General features: G+C 68.5%; 11 protein-coding genes and 1 pseudogene. 4 read left to right on the top strand and 8 right to left on the bottom strand.

From position 1 onward, the window contains the following. Positions 1–67: 67 nt before the first annotated feature. Positions 68–2242 (bottom strand): DUF4082 domain-containing protein, encoded by a 2175-nt coding sequence (locus ABZ194_RS01610; RefSeq protein WP_355590707.1) that lies wholly within the window; start codon positions 2240–2242, stop codon positions 68–70. A gap of 628 nt (positions 2243–2870) precedes the next feature. Here ABZ194_RS01610 and ABZ194_RS01605 point away from each other — a divergent pair. Further along, a complete protein-coding gene (locus tag ABZ194_RS01605; protein WP_355590703.1) occupies positions 2871–4130 on the top strand; it encodes a nucleotide sugar dehydrogenase in 1260 nt (419 codons plus the stop codon). A gap of 76 nt (positions 4131–4206) precedes the next feature. On the opposite strand, the gene ABZ194_RS01600 is transcribed toward ABZ194_RS01605, so the two are convergent. Together ABZ194_RS01600 and ABZ194_RS01595 are read right to left on the bottom strand one after the other, a co-directional pair. Beyond that, the gene (locus ABZ194_RS01600; RefSeq protein WP_355590700.1) at positions 4207–4437 is read right to left on the bottom strand and encodes a DUF397 domain-containing protein; all 231 of its coding nucleotides are present in this window, start codon (positions 4435–4437) and stop codon (positions 4207–4209) included. A 22-nt stretch (positions 4438–4459) separates the two neighbouring features. Beyond that, a complete protein-coding gene (locus ABZ194_RS01595) occupies positions 4460–5326 on the bottom strand; it encodes a helix-turn-helix transcriptional regulator (protein ID WP_355590697.1) in 867 nt (288 codons plus the stop codon). A 207-nt stretch (positions 5327–5533) separates the two neighbouring features. Here ABZ194_RS01595 and ABZ194_RS01590 point away from each other — a divergent pair, with 207 nt between their 5' ends. The 3 genes from ABZ194_RS01590 (at position 5534) to ABZ194_RS01580 (ending at position 8593) form a co-directional block, all read left to right on the top strand. Next, positions 5534–5887 carry an ATP-binding protein gene (locus ABZ194_RS01590; protein ID WP_355590694.1) on the top strand — a complete coding sequence of 118 codons (354 nt, stop codon included), beginning with the start codon at positions 5534–5536 and terminating at the stop codon, positions 5885–5887. A gap of 136 nt (positions 5888–6023) precedes the next feature. Continuing rightward, the gene (locus tag ABZ194_RS01585; protein WP_355590691.1) at positions 6024–7847 is read left to right on the top strand and encodes a M14 family zinc carboxypeptidase; all 1824 of its coding nucleotides are present in this window, start codon (positions 6024–6026) and stop codon (positions 7845–7847) included. Between the two features lie 233 nt (positions 7848–8080). Continuing rightward, entirely contained in the window at positions 8081–8593 is a 513-nt protein-coding gene (locus ABZ194_RS01580) for a hypothetical protein (protein WP_355590688.1), read from the top strand. A 308-nt stretch (positions 8594–8901) separates the two neighbouring features. Here the strand turns inward: ABZ194_RS01580 and ABZ194_RS01575 are convergent, their stop codons facing one another. The 5 genes and pseudogenes from ABZ194_RS01575 to ABZ194_RS01555 all read right to left on the bottom strand — a co-directional run bounded on the left by ABZ194_RS01575 (position 8902) and on the right by ABZ194_RS01555 (position 13205). Further along, a complete protein-coding gene (locus ABZ194_RS01575) occupies positions 8902–9420 on the bottom strand; it encodes an aldehyde dehydrogenase family protein (protein ID WP_355590685.1) in 519 nt (172 codons plus the stop codon). Positions 9421–9496: 76 nt separating this feature from the next. After that, a pseudogene (locus tag ABZ194_RS01570) lies at positions 9497–9898 on the bottom strand (aldehyde dehydrogenase family protein); the annotation flags it as partial. Between the two features lie 243 nt (positions 9899–10141). Beyond that, positions 10142–10951 (bottom strand): carbohydrate ABC transporter permease, encoded by an 810-nt coding sequence (locus ABZ194_RS01565; protein ID WP_355590682.1) that lies wholly within the window; start codon positions 10949–10951, stop codon positions 10142–10144. After that, entirely contained in the window at positions 10948–11799 is an 852-nt protein-coding gene (locus ABZ194_RS01560) for a sugar ABC transporter permease (protein ID WP_355590678.1), read from the bottom strand. The genes ABZ194_RS01565 and ABZ194_RS01560 overlap by 4 nt, the downstream gene beginning before the upstream one ends. 92 nt (positions 11800–11891) lie before the next feature. Beyond that, complete coding sequence (locus tag ABZ194_RS01555; protein WP_355590675.1) at positions 11892–13205, bottom strand: sugar ABC transporter substrate-binding protein; 1314 nt, start codon at positions 13203–13205, stop codon at positions 11892–11894. Between the last annotated feature and the right edge of the window lie 115 nt (positions 13206–13320).

The raw sequence follows: 13320 nt of genomic DNA, 5'->3' as shown, positions 1-13320 counted from the left end.
GCCGGCAGGGGACATCTCAGATAGGGGTTTCGCCATCCGATGGAGAGGCGGTCGCCGGGAACGCCGGCTAGCCGTAGAACATCACGTCCACCCAGTAGTTCGTTGATTGGTAGGTGTTGGTGGGGTATGCGTCGGTGGGGTTGTAGGCGTATACGCCGTTGCCGCCGTCTGTGCCGTCGGCGAGCGCGGTGAGGGGGCCGTTGGTGTGGGCCGAGGTGAAGTAGGCGTGCGTTGTCGAGTAGTGGCCGGAGGGGGTGTGGTAGGAGGCGGTGTAGGTGGTGTTGGCGGTGATGGCGACGGGGGTGTTGAAGGTGGCCTGTTGCCAGCCGGATGCGGTCTCGCCGGTGAAGGTGGTGGTGGCGAGGAGTTGGCCGGTGCTGTCCCAGAGGCTTCCGGTGTGGGTGCCGGTGTTGTCGGCGCCTTTGTAGAAGCGGACTCCGGTCACGGTTCCGGCGGTCGACGCCCTGAACTTCACGCCGAGCGTGGCCGCCCGGGAGTCGTCGCCGGACGGGGTGTCCGGGGTCGCCGTCTCGTTCCAGAGGCTGTCCGACGGTGCGAACACCGGATCGACCCAGTAGTTCGTTGATTGGTAGGTGTTGGTGGGGTATGCGTCGGTGGGGTTGTAGGCGTATACGCCGTTGCCGCCGTCTGTGCCGTCGGCGAGCGCGGTGAGGGGGCCGTTGGTGTAGGACGAGGTGAAGTACGGGCGTGTTGTCGAGTAGTAGCCGGAGGGGGTGTGGTAGGAGGCGGTGTAGGTGGTGTTGGCGGTGACGGCGACGGGGGTGTTGAAGGTGGCCTGTTGCCAGCCGGATGCGGTCTCGCCGGTGAAGGTGGTGGTGGCGAGGAGTTGGCCGGTGCTGTCCCAGAGGCTTCCGGTGTGGGTGCCGGTGTTGTCGGCGCCTTTGTAGAAGCGGACTCCGGTCACGGTTCCGGCGGTCGACGCCCTGAACTTCACGCCGAGCGTGACCGCCCGGGAGTCGTCGTGAATCTGGGTGTCCGGGGTCGCCGCGGCGTTCCACAGACTGTCCGACACGGTCTGGTTCAGCACGGCGGAGGTGCTCGGCCCGAAGTGGATCACCTGCTCGCCGTTGAAGGTGTCTCCGCCCAGGTAGACGGCGGTGATCGCGTGCTGCCCCCGGGAGAGGGCCGCGGTGGTGAACACGGCGTCGCCGGACGGGTCGAGGAAGTCCGAGCCGAGAGCGGTCGTCCCCTCCTTGAAGACCACCTCTCCGGCGGGGACGACCGAGCCGGAGTTGGCCTGCACCGTGGCGGTGAGGGTGACCGGCGCGCCACTCCAGGAGGGGTTGGCCGAGGACGCCAGGGTGGTCGTGGTCGGCGGGTCGTTCGGCACCGTGACGCGGGTGGCCGGCAGGCTGGCCGTGCCCACGGTGGTCACCGTGGAGCCGAGGGAGAAGACCCGGCCGAAGACGGCCGCGCCGCTGCCCACCGTGACCCCGCTCTGAGCGAGGATGTTCCCGCGGAAGGTGCAGAACGTGCCGAGCGTCGCGGAGTTGCCGACCTGCCAGAAGAGGTTGTTCGCCTGGGCGCCGCGGAGAAGGTTGATGTTGCTGACGTTCGACGCGGTGAGGGTGGTGGCCTGGAAGACGAAGACGGCGTCCGGGTCGCCCTGGGCGTCGAGGGTGAGCGTGCCGGTTATCGTGAAGGTCCCGCCGGTCGAGTTGTACACGCCGGGGTTCCGGGTGGTGCCGCCCAGCTGGGCGGGGAGGGTGGCGTCGGGGGCCCGCCCCGCGATGTCGTTGTAGGCGGAGACCAGGTCGGCCTTGGCCTGGGCCGCGGCGGAGTCGCCCGCGTGCACGGCTCCCGACACGGTGCCGGGCGGGAAGCCGGTCACCGACGACCCCGGGCTCACCCCGAGGTTCCCGGTGATCGCGGTCAGGTTCGTGTTGCTGACCGCGTTTCCGGCGAGGACCCCGTAGGGTGCGGCGTTGCCGATGCTCACCGGTGTCGCGTCCGCCCTGTCCGGTGTCGCGGTGACGACGCCCATCGCCAGCACGGCGGCGAAGGACACCCTCAGCCAGCGGCGTCCGGTGCCGCGCCGCGGTGAGCGGTGGCGGCCGGTCCCCCGCGTGGTCGCGGTGGTTTCGCGGGTGGGTTCCGTACGGCGGGCGACCGCCTCCGCCGGATCCCCGGGGGGTCGCCGGGTGCCGGCCGTCTCTCCTGATTCTGCCTGCGCAGCCGTACCGGCTGCCCGGTCGGGTGCGTCGTCATGGAAGTTGGACATGCGACACAACTCCTTACCTCACTGATCCTGTGCCGTGTCAGGGGTCCGGTCCGGCGGGTGGCCCACGGCCCACCAGGGGTCAACCTCGCGGTCCTCGTTCCAGCTCTGCCGGGTTCTTCGCATTGCGTATGAAACCTAGAGAATGTCGATGACGAGAAATGTCGTCATATGAGGGAGGGCGTCACGGCGCGGGTGGTGGCCGCGCCTTGAACGGGAGGGCGCTGAGCGCTAATGTTCGATCAAGAATCTCCTTTCCTGTGATATTGGAATGGATTTTACTCGTGAATACGCCCGGTCATTACTTACCTTGGAGCGTCAAAAGGCTCCCCGCGTTCTCCGTTCGACGCCCTTCTCCGGAAGAAGGGCTGATCTTTGGTTCGCGCGCCGTTTCTGATCGCCGATTGATCGGTGGAAATTTGTATTTATGGCGATATGTATTGGTGTTTCGATGATTGTGTGTTGTTTGGCCGGGTGGTCATGGTGTTGCCGGCCGTATCGGTCCGCTTCTCCGGGTTGAGCTCACCTGATCTGGAGCGACACGCCGGGACCGGCGCCGAATCGCCGCCGTGGGAAGCCCGGACTCCTACAGTCGGGTCGTATCTCATCTCGAAGCGACGGGGGTCCCGGCATGGGAGAGAAGCTGGTCGTCGTCGGCCAGGGGTACGTAGGACTGCCGCTGGCGATGCGGGCGGTCGAGGCGGGGTTCGACGTCGTGGGGATCGACGTCGACGAGTGGCGGGTCAAACGGCTCAACGCCGCCGAGTCGTACGTCGAGGACGTCGGCGACGACGTGCTGGCCGCCGCCCACCGTTCCGGCCGCTATCTGGCCGGCACCCGCTACGCCGACGCGGAGGCGTTCGACATCTGCGTGATCACGGTGCCGACACCGCTGCGCGAGGGGGCGCCCGACCTCCGGCACATCGGTTCGGCCGGCCAGTCCGTCGCCCCGCTGCTGCGGCCGGGCGCCACGGTGATCCTGGAGTCCACCACCTATCCCGGAACCACCGAGGAGTATCTCCGTCCCCTGCTTGAGGAAGGGTCCGGGCTGCGCGCGCCCGAGGACTTCCTGCTGGGCTACAGCCCGGAACGGATCGACCCGGGGAACGCGCGGTGGCGCCTGGAGAACACCCCCAAGGTCGTCTCCGGCCTCGACGCCGCCTCCCTGAAGAGGGTCCAGGCGTTCTACGAGCGGATCGTCCATCAGGTCGTGCCTGTCTCCTCGCTGCGGGTGGCCGAGCTGTGCAAGCTCCTGGAGAACACCTTCAGGCACGTCAACATCGCCCTGGTGAACGAGCTGTCCATCTTCGCGCAGCAACTGGGGATCGACGTCTGGGAGGCCATCGACGCCGCCTCCACCAAACCGTTCGGCTACATGCGCTTCACCCCGGGGCCGGGTGTCGGAGGCCACTGCCTCCCGATCGACCCGTCCTACCTGTCGTGGAAGGTCAAGCGCAGTCTCGGGCACAACTTCCGGTTCGTGGAGCTGGCCAACGACATCAACGACCACATGCCGGAGCACGTCGTCCACCGGCTGATCCTCGCGCTGAACCAGCGCTGCAAGCCGATCAAGGGCAGCCGGGTGCTGCTGCTCGGGCTCGCCTACAAGAAGAACGCGGGAGACTGCCGCGAGTCCCCGGCGATCGAGGTGGCCAGGATCCTGTGCAAGCTGGGGGCCGACGTGCTGGCCGCCGACCCCCACGTGGACGACTTCATGCTGCCACCGGGGATCGAGATGGTCGAGCCCACGACCGTGGAGCTGACCCAGGCGGACGTGGTCGTCATCCTCACCGACCACGACTGCTTCGACTACGAGCTCGTCCAGCGGACGGCCGCGTTCGTCTTCGACACACGCGACCGGTGCCGGGGCGCCGGCGTCGAGCGGCTCTGAGCCGCCGGACGCCGGTACGGCCGTGCCGCACACGTCCGGGGGGAACCTCAGGTGCCCGGTTCCCCCCGGACGCGTCTCAGCCGAACTCGCCGTCCTTCACGCCGCCGACGAAGGCGTCCCACTCGCCCCGGGTGAAGGCCAGTGCGGGACCGTCGGGGTTCTTGGAGTCGCGGACGAGGTAGAGCTCGCCGGCACCGGCCTTGTGGGCGGCCAGAGCCGGGTCGCCTGGGACGACCGCCACCTCCACGCAGTCGCCTCCGTTGGTGCTGCGGCTGCTCTTGCGCCACACGACGCTGGACAGATCCATCGTGATCCTCGCATCTCTCTTCCTAATGGCTGGAACATCTCCGCGCCGTCCGGGCGATGAAGGCGGCCGACGCCTCCGCGCCGAGAGCCAGTGCCGTCAGGCTCCCGAACATCAGCGTGTACCGGCGCACCTCCTCCGGATCCTTGGGCATGAGCCCGCTCGTGGCCTGTTCGAGGTAGACCAGGTCGGGATCCTCGGGGTCGGGGAAGCTGAGCAGGCAGAACTTGCCGTCCATCGCCGCGTGCGCCCCCGCGGAGAACGGGACGACCCGGATCTCCACGTTGGGCAGCCCGCCGAGATCGACGAGGTGTTCCAGCTGCTCGCGCATCACCCCGGGGCCGCCGATCCGGCGCCGGAGCACCGCCTCGTCGAGGAGCGCGACGAGCTGGATCGGGTCACCGGGGCCGTACAGCAACCGCTGACGTGAGACGCGCACGGAGACCTTCTCGTCGACCTCGGCCGGGGTCTGGGTGACGGCGGCCGCCTCGATGACGGCCCGCGCGTACGGTTCGGTCTGCATGAGGCCGGGCACGACCAGCGGCTCGTAGGAACGCACCACGGCGGCTTCGGCCTCCAGCCCGATGTAGGAGTCGAAGCCGGGTTTCAGCGCCTGCCGGTACCGGTGCCACCAGCCACGCCTGCGGGCCTCCCCGGCCATCTGGATCAGGGAGTCGCGGGCCTCCCCGGTCACGCCGTACACCTCGGTGAGGACCGACACGTCGGAGGGTCTTGGGCGGGTCAGACCCGTCTCGTATCTCCAGATGGTGGTGTCGGTGGAGCCGATCCGCTCGGCCACCTCCACCCGCGACAGTCCGCTGCTCCTCCTCAGGCGGCTCAGCTCCGCCATCAGGCGGCGTTGGCGGGCCGTGGGGCTGCGCCGTGAAGCCATGCGGCACCTCCGCTCTCCGTCAGATGGCAACAAAACTGAGGAATCTCAATATGAGCTGTTGAAGTCCCTGATAGAACAGTTCACCGTGAGTGAGTGTGCCATCTCAGAGCGCGACGCGCATGGAAATATGTGTGTCGGGGAGCGAGGTCGATCATGGCGATCGCGCGGCGGAGCCTTCCGCCTGGATCGACGACGACCCTGCGGGGGGTGCCGCAGTCGGTTTCGGCGGCGCGGTGCCGGGTCAGGAGGTTTCTCGGTGCGGGGCATCCCGCGTCCGACGAGGTCGTCCTCCTGGTGAGCGAGGTGGTGACCAACTCGGTGGTTCACTCGACCTCCTGTGGTGGCGGGGAGGTCGCGATGACGGTGGCGGCGGGCCCGGGGACCGTGGTGGTGGAGGTGTCCGACGCGGGTTCCGGGGCGTCGGCGCCGCACGTGCGCAACGACCCGGAGGCGGAGAGCGGGCGGGGGATGTTCCTGGTGGACCTGCTCGCGTCGCGGTGGGGGATCAGGGACGACGGCCGTGGCGGGCGCAGGACGGTGTGGTTCGAGATCGATTTCTGACGCCGTGTCGAAGAACGCGCTGTGTTGAAAAACACAGTGATCTTCTGATTTTGGGCCTTTGCCAATCGACAGACTTGCCTGACTCTCGGTGAAGGCGCGCGAAAACCCCCCTAGCGCGCGCCTGAGGAGGACATAGGTGAGACGTCGCCTGACCGTGTTACTCGCGGTCCTGACGCTGTTGTGCGTTGGCGTCACCGGAGCGGGAGCCTCGGCCGAACCGCCGCCCGGCGGCCAGTACAGGGTGCGGGGCCCGAACACCTCCGCGCAGCGGACCGCCGTCGCGGCCACCGGTGCCGCGATCGACCTGGTGGAGCCCGGCGGGGTCGTGGTCACCGCCGACAAGGCCGAGGTCGCCGCGATCAAGAGGCTCGGCTACACCGTCACGGAGATCCCCAGGCCGTCGTCCCTGGCCGCGCGGGCCTTCGACTTCCCGCCGGCCGACTCCGGCTACCACAACTACGGCGAGATGGTCGCCGAGATCAACAAGATCGTCGCCGACCACCCGGAGATCGCGAAGAGGAGCAGTTACGGCACCTCCTACGAGGGCCGTGACCTGATCGCCATCAAGATCAGCGACAACGCCGGGACGGACGAGAACGAGCCCGAGGTGCTGTTCACCCACCACCAGCACGCCCGGGAGCACCTGACCGTCGAGATGGCGCTCTACATCCTCAACACGCTCACCGACGGCTACGGCACCGACGGCAGGATCACCAACCTGGTGAACTCGCGTGAGATCTGGGTCATGCCGGACCTCAACCCCGACGGCGGCGAGTACGACATCGCCGGCGGCTCCTACCGCTACTGGCGCAAGAACCGCCGGCCCAACCCCGGCTCGACCGCGGTGGGCGTTGACATGAACCGCAACTGGGCCCACCAGTGGGGCTGTTGCGGCGGTTCCTCGGGATCCCCCTCCAGCGACACCTACCGCGGCGAGGCCCCCGAGTCGGCCCCCGAGGTCAAGGCGGTCGCCGACTGGGTGCGCGGCCGGGTGGTCGGCGGTGTGCAGCAGATCAGGTCGCACATCGACTGGCACACCTACAGCGAGCTGATCCTGTGGCCCTTCGGCTACACCGTGAGCGACACCGCCCCCGGGCTGACCCAGGACGACCGCGACGCCTTCGCGGCCCTGGGCCGGAACATGGCCTCCACCAACGGCTACACCCCCCAGCAGGCCAGCGACCTCTACATCACCGACGGTTCGATCGAGGACTGGATGTGGGCCTCTTCCAAGATCTTCAGCTACACCGTCGAGATGTATCCGACCGGCGTGTCCCCGGGCTTCTATCCACCCGACGAGCAGATCGTCCCGCAGACGACCCGCAATCGGGAGGCCATGCTGCGTTTCCTGGAGTACTCCGACTGCGTCTACCGGATCATCGGCAAGGAGTCCCAGCACTGCGGCGCCGGCAACCCGCCGGTGCCGGTCTACTCCGACACCTTCGAGACGGCGACCGGCTGGACCGTCAACCCGGGCGGCACCGACACCGCCACCTCGGGCACCTGGGAGCGCGGTGACCCCGAGGCCACCGCCTCCGGCGGGGCCAAGCAGCTCGGCACCACGGTCAGCGGCGTCAACGACCTGGTCACCGGCCGGTCGGCCGGCACCTCCGCCGGAGATCACGACGTCGACGGCGGTATCACCGGCATCCGGTCACCGGCCATCACGCTGCCGCCGGGCGGCTCCCTCAAGCTGGGTTTCTCCTGGTATCTCGCCCACACGGCCAACGCCTCAAGCGCCGACTTCCTGCGGGTGAGGGTGGTCGGCTCCACCACGACCCAGGTGTTCCAGCAGCGCGGTGCGGCCGGCAACCGTAACGGCTCCTGGGCTGCGGCAGGCGTCGACATCTCCGCCTTCGCCGGGCAGACGGTCCGGATCCTCGTCGAGGCGGCCGACGCCGCGGGCGCCTCGCTGGTCGAGGCCGGAATCGACGACGTCAAGATCACACAACAGCCCTGACCGCCGCCGGACTTCCGGCCGGCCCGGCCGGAAGTCCGGCTCTGATCGCCGCGGGCGGGACATGCTCGTCCTTCCCGGGCGTCTTGCCGGAGAACTTAGCGTTTGTCTCAGATTTAATGAGAAATCATATCAAAACCTGATGATTAGGATTTTGTATGGTTAGGACGCTTGTTGCGGTGAGAGAGCGCGCCCACACTCGGTCAAATATCGGAGTCACAGTGGGGGTGATCCTCGTGAACGAGGAGTTCAGCACTCGCGAGACCTGGCCGATGGAGTGCCTGCACTGCTGGCACATCTGGCTGGAGGAATACGTCGTCCGGCACCTGACCAACAAATACGGTCGCGACGTCGTGGTCTGGCTCCGAGCCGGCACCATGGTCCAGCCGCCCTGGTCGGGAATGACCTGCCCGGACTGCGGGCACAGCCGGGTGACGGTCTTCCCGCCGGGGAGCCGCTCGTACCAGATCGCCGCGGCGGGCCTCGCCGTGAGACCCGGCACCATGACCACCGGGAGGACGACACGGCCGCCCGTGGGCCGTACGAGGCTCGGGGCGGCCGTCGCCAAGGACGCCGGGACGCCCGTCACCGGCAACGCGGAGAAGAAGACGGAGACGACGGAGAAGACGGAGACGGGGCCCGTGCCCGGAGGTCAGCGGCAGCCCGTCCTGCTCTACGCTCTGCTCGGGAGCGCGTTCCTGCTCCTCACCGGCTTCACGATCGTCGAGTACGTCGTCATGCACCACTGAGTCATGCACCACCGAGGAGACCGAGTCCGTGAGGGGCCGCGCCGCAGCACGCGGCCCCTCACGTGTCCCCGGCAGGTCTGATCGACCTTCCAGGCGGGTGGCGGTCACGCGCGGGCCGTACCAGGGCGTTCCCGGTACGGCGCGCGGACCGGTGGGCGGGGTGACGAGGGCGGGGCTCCGGATGCCCGCCGGGGGCCGGCGCGCGGCCGGTCCGCCCCGAGGGGCACACCGGCCGTCGTGGTACCCGTCCGTCCTCACCAGGAGGCATCCCGCGATCATGATGGGGAGAACCTCCCGGCACGGCAAAGTCAGAGCCTGAAGTCCAGATCCGGGATGATTTCGGCGACGTCCATCTGGGCCTTCTGCAGCCTGCCGGAGTAGTCCCAGTTCATCGCCTTGGCCAGTTCGACGGCCTCGTCCAGCGTCGCGAAACCGGTCACGCCCACGATCGGGCCGAAGGTCTCCTCCCAAAACAGCCGGTCGTCGGCGCGCACGCCGTCCACGACCACCGGGTGGTAGTAGAGCCCGCCGTCCCCGGTGAAGTCCCCGCGCGGGTTCTCCGGCGTGATCCGGCCGGTCGGGCCGGAGACGACCGTGTGGTGCGGCTGGATCCAGCCCGGATACTCCTCGTACCGGGAGGCGAACCTCCGATCGAGCAGCGGCCCGCACAGCACGTCCCCCGCCGGGTCGCCGATCGCCGCGTCCGCCACGGCGCGCGCGTAGCGGGCGAGGAACTCGCCGTGGACGCTCTCGTGCACGATCGCCGTGCCGAGCGAGGTGCAGCGCTGTCCCGCGGTGCCGAACCCGGCGAACAGCGCGCCCTCCACCGCCGGGTCCAGGGAGGGCGTGCGCGGAGGCCGCGGCGTACTCGGCGGGCTTCCACACGACCGTGTTGCCGGACAGCGGGGCCGGGACGAGATACCAGGAGGGCGCCGCGACCGGGAAGTTACCCGCCGTGATCACCGCGGCCACCCCGACCGGGACCCGGAAGGTGAACAGGTTCTTGTCCGGCATCTCCGAGGGCACCGTCCGCCCGTGGAGCCGCCTCCCCTCGCCGAGGAAGAAGTCGCACGTGTCGACGATCTCGCGGACCTCCCCCAGGGCCTCGGCGTACGGCTTGCCGATCTCCCGGGTGACCAGGCGGGCCAGCGGCTCGGCGTTGGCCTCGACCAGCCGGCCCATCGAGGCGATCACCCGGCCCCGGACGGGGGCCGGCACCCGGGCCCACTCCGCCTGTGCCGCGGCGGCCGTACGGCACGCCGAGGCGAACGTCTCCGCGTCCGCCGGCCGAACCCGGGCGACCACCTCGTCCGGCCGGGCCGGATTGACCGAGTCGTAGGCCGCGCCGGGGAGAGCGTGCTTTCCGCCGATGACGGAGACGATCTCGCCGGTCACCGCCGACCTCCTCGTTTCGGTTGTGGTCGCATCCTTGCCCCCGGCGGGGAAGGGCGTCACGCCGTCGCGTTCAGATCATACGGAGGGGGTGAAGCGGGAGCCCGGGTGGGCACCACCCTTTGAGTGGATATTTGAGCTGATATCGGGTGACCGTCACCCCTTGAGCGCACCGCCGAGGAGACCGGAGACGAACTGCCGCTGGAACAGCAGGAAGATCAGCGTCAGCGGAAGGGTGGCCAGGAACGCTCCCAGCATCAGCCCCGCGTAGTCCACGTGGGACAGGCCGATCAGATGGTTCAGCGCCACCGGGATGGTAAACCTCTCCTCGGTGTTGAGCATCAGCAACGGCCAGATGAACGCGTTCCACTGTCCCATGAAGGTGAAGATGACCAGCGCGCCGAGCTGGGGCCTTACACACGGCAGGACGATCCGATAGAAGATCCGCAGATCTCCCGCGCCGTCCAGGCGGCCGCTCTCCAGCAGCTCGTCGGGGAAGTCGACGAACGCCTGGCGCATCAGGAAGATGCCGAACGAGTTGGCCAGGAACGGTATGATGATCGCCTGATAGGTGTCCACCCAGCCGATGCTCGCCATCATCTGGAACAGCGGGACCAGCAGCACCTGGAACGGGATCATCATGGTGGCCAGGACCACCCCGAGCAGCATCCCCCGGCCCTTGAACCGGTACTTCGCCAGGCCGTACCCGCACATCGCCGACACCAGCGCGCTGAGCACCGTGTAGACGACCGCGGTCCAGACGCTGGTGACCATGACCCGGGAGAAGTGGATCGTCTCCTCCAGGCCCGCCAGGTTGGCCATCAGCTCGGCGCCCGGCAGGAACGGCGGGGGAGCGGCGAACAGCTCGCCGCTGTCGTGGGTGGACGCCACGACCATCCAGTAGAACGGCACCACGCTGACCACCGCGCCCGCCGTGGCCGCCAGCCACAACAGGGTCCGCTTCACGACCGCTCCCTTCCGAAGTAGCGGAACTGCAGATAGGACAGGCCGCCGATCAGCGCCACCACGACCCAGGCGATGGCCGCCGCGTAGCCGAAGTCGAACTGGCGGAAACCCACCTGGTACAGGTAGAGGATCGGGGTGAGCGTGGAGTCCGCGGGACCGCCGCCGGTCAGCACCAGCGGCTCGTCGAAGAGCTGCAGGGTGCCGATCGTCGAGGTGATCGAGCAGAACAGCACCACCGGCCGGAGCTGGGGCAGCACGACCCGCCGGAACGTTACCAGCGGCCCCGCGCCGTCGATCGCCGCGGCCTCGTACTGCTCGCGGCCGACGGCCTGCAGCCCGGCCAGCAGGATGATCGCGTTGTAGCCCGTCCACCGCCAGGTGATCGAGGCGATCAGCGCGACCCTGGCCCAGAACGGGTCGTTGAGCCAGTCCACCTCCACGCCCAGGATCTGGTTGACCGCGCCGCCCTCGGTCTTGAGCAGCACCCGGAAGACCACGGCGTAGGCGACCAGGGTCGTCACAGCGGGCAGGAAGTAGGCGGCGCGAAGGGTGGCCCGGAAACGCAGCCACGACTGGTTGAGCACGTAGGCCAGCACCACGGCCAGGCCGATCATGATGGGGACCTGGACGACGAGGATCAGCGCGACGTTGCTGAGCGACTGCAGGAACGACGGGTCGTCCAGCATGCGCGCGTACTGGCCGACGCCGGTCCACTCGGCGACCCCGGCCTCCGTGGTCTGAAGGCTCTGCAGGAACGACGCGGCCAGTGGGTAGGCGAAGAAGAGCACGAACAGCGCCGCGGCCGGCCCCACGAAGATCCACGGCATCGTACGGCCCCGCCCGCGCACCCCGGGCCTCCCGGAGGGAGACGCCGGGGGCGGGGCGGCGCGGCGCGGCGAACGGGTCGCCGACGACGTCACGGGAGAGGTCATCGGCGACGTCACTGGGCCAGGGGGCGCTTGGTCGCGGTCGCGATCCGCTTGGCGGCACCGTCGAGCTCGGCCTTGGGGTCCGCGCCGTTCAGCAGCGAGGCGGAGACCGCCTTCTTCAGGAACTCCTGAGCCTGGGTGTCGTCCCCGGTCAGCTCCACCGGGGGGATGTCCTTCACCTGGTCGGCGAAGAGGCGGTTGATCTGCTGCCCGCCGAAGTACGGCTGCGGCTCGTCGAACAGCGGGTCGGCCAGCGCGGGCAGGTAGGCGGGGAACAGCGCCTCGGTCCGCATCATGGAGACCTGGTTCTCCTTGTTGGCGAGCAGCCACTCGACGAACGCCCAGGAGAGGTCCTGGTTCTTCGTCTGCGAGGTGATCGACAGCGCCGAGCCCCCGTTCACCGAGGTACGGCTGCCGTTCGCGTCGAAGGCGGGCAGCGGGATGACCCCGAACTTGCCCGACAGCTCGGCCATCTCCCCGGTCAGCGTCCCACTCCACCAGGCGGCGGTCGGCTGGGTGGCGGCCTTGCCCTGCTTGGTGGCGGTGACCCGGCCGTCCCAGCCCTTCTCGTTCTGGATCAGGTCCTTGTCCTTGAGGGTCTTGAGCAGGGTGAGCGCCCGGACGGCCTCGGGGCTGTTCACCGCGACCTTTCCGTCCTTGAAGTAGCCCTGGCCGAGCTGCTGGAGCAGCATGGTGAACCCGTCGGGCCTGGTGAGGTCGGAGACGAAGAGCCGCTTCCCGGTGGCCTGCTTGATCTTCTCGCCGGCCTTGACCGCGTCGTCCCAGGTGACGATGGACTCGGGATCGATCCCCGCCTGCTTGAAGTAGTCACGGCGGTAGAACAGTCCCACCGGGGCCGAGTCCCAGGGCAGGGCGAACAGGCCCTTGGCGGAGGAGGACGCGGCCCACTTGGCCGGGTCGAAGTCCGCCTTGTACTTGCTCGCGACGCTGGTCAGGTCCACCAGGCCGCCGGGGAAGTTCTCGGTGTACCCTGGGATCTGGGTGTCCTCCAGGGTGATCACATCTGGCAGGCCCGATCCGGACTTGAGGCCGACGGTGATCTTGTCGTACGCGTTGTCGTAGCCGATGTCCACCACCTCGACCTTCACCCCGGGGTTGGCCTTCTCAAAAGCGGGGGCCATGCGCTGCAGCGCCTTCGCCGCCACGTCCCACGACCAGACCTTGATCTCTCCGGAGAGCTTGGCGCTGGGGCTCTGCGCGATTTTCGGCCCGTCCTTGACAGGGCCGCCTCCGGTGGCGCAGCCGCTCATCGTGAGCCCGCTGACGAGCGCGACCCCGGTGATGACGTGGATTTTCTTCACCATGCTGCTCCTTGGGCGGACAGTGGTATGTCATGTGGTGAATACTGAGTTTTGAATACAGTAGACGGAATGTCCGATATGCGCCAGACCGATTCGCGGCGGCTTTTCTGTCGGAGGG

Origin of the sequence: Streptosporangium sp. NPDC006007, from assembly GCF_040614315.1 — a bacterium.
Taxonomy (GTDB): Bacteria; Actinomycetota; Actinomycetes; order Streptosporangiales; family Streptosporangiaceae; genus Streptosporangium.
Note: the sequence above shows the minus strand (reverse complement) of the source record. Positions and strands in the feature narration are given on the sequence as shown.

Bases quoted from the DNA above. Each gene is read 5' to 3' on its own strand.
- ABZ194_RS01610 (WP_355590707.1), bottom strand. From the start codon at position 2,242: ATGTCCAACTTCCATGACGACGCACCCGACCGGGCAGCCGGTACGGCT.
- ABZ194_RS01605 (WP_355590703.1), top strand. From the start codon at position 2,871: ATGGGAGAGAAGCTGGTCGTCGTCGGCCAGGGGTACGTAGGACTGCCG.
- ABZ194_RS01600 (WP_355590700.1), bottom strand. From the start codon at position 4,437: ATGGATCTGTCCAGCGTCGTGTGGCGCAAGAGCAGCCGCAGCACCAAC.
- ABZ194_RS01595 (WP_355590697.1), bottom strand. From the start codon at position 5,326: ATGGCTTCACGGCGCAGCCCCACGGCCCGCCAACGCCGCCTGATGGCG.
- ABZ194_RS01555 (WP_355590675.1), bottom strand. From the start codon at position 13,205: ATGGTGAAGAAAATCCACGTCATCACCGGGGTCGCGCTCGTCAGCGGG.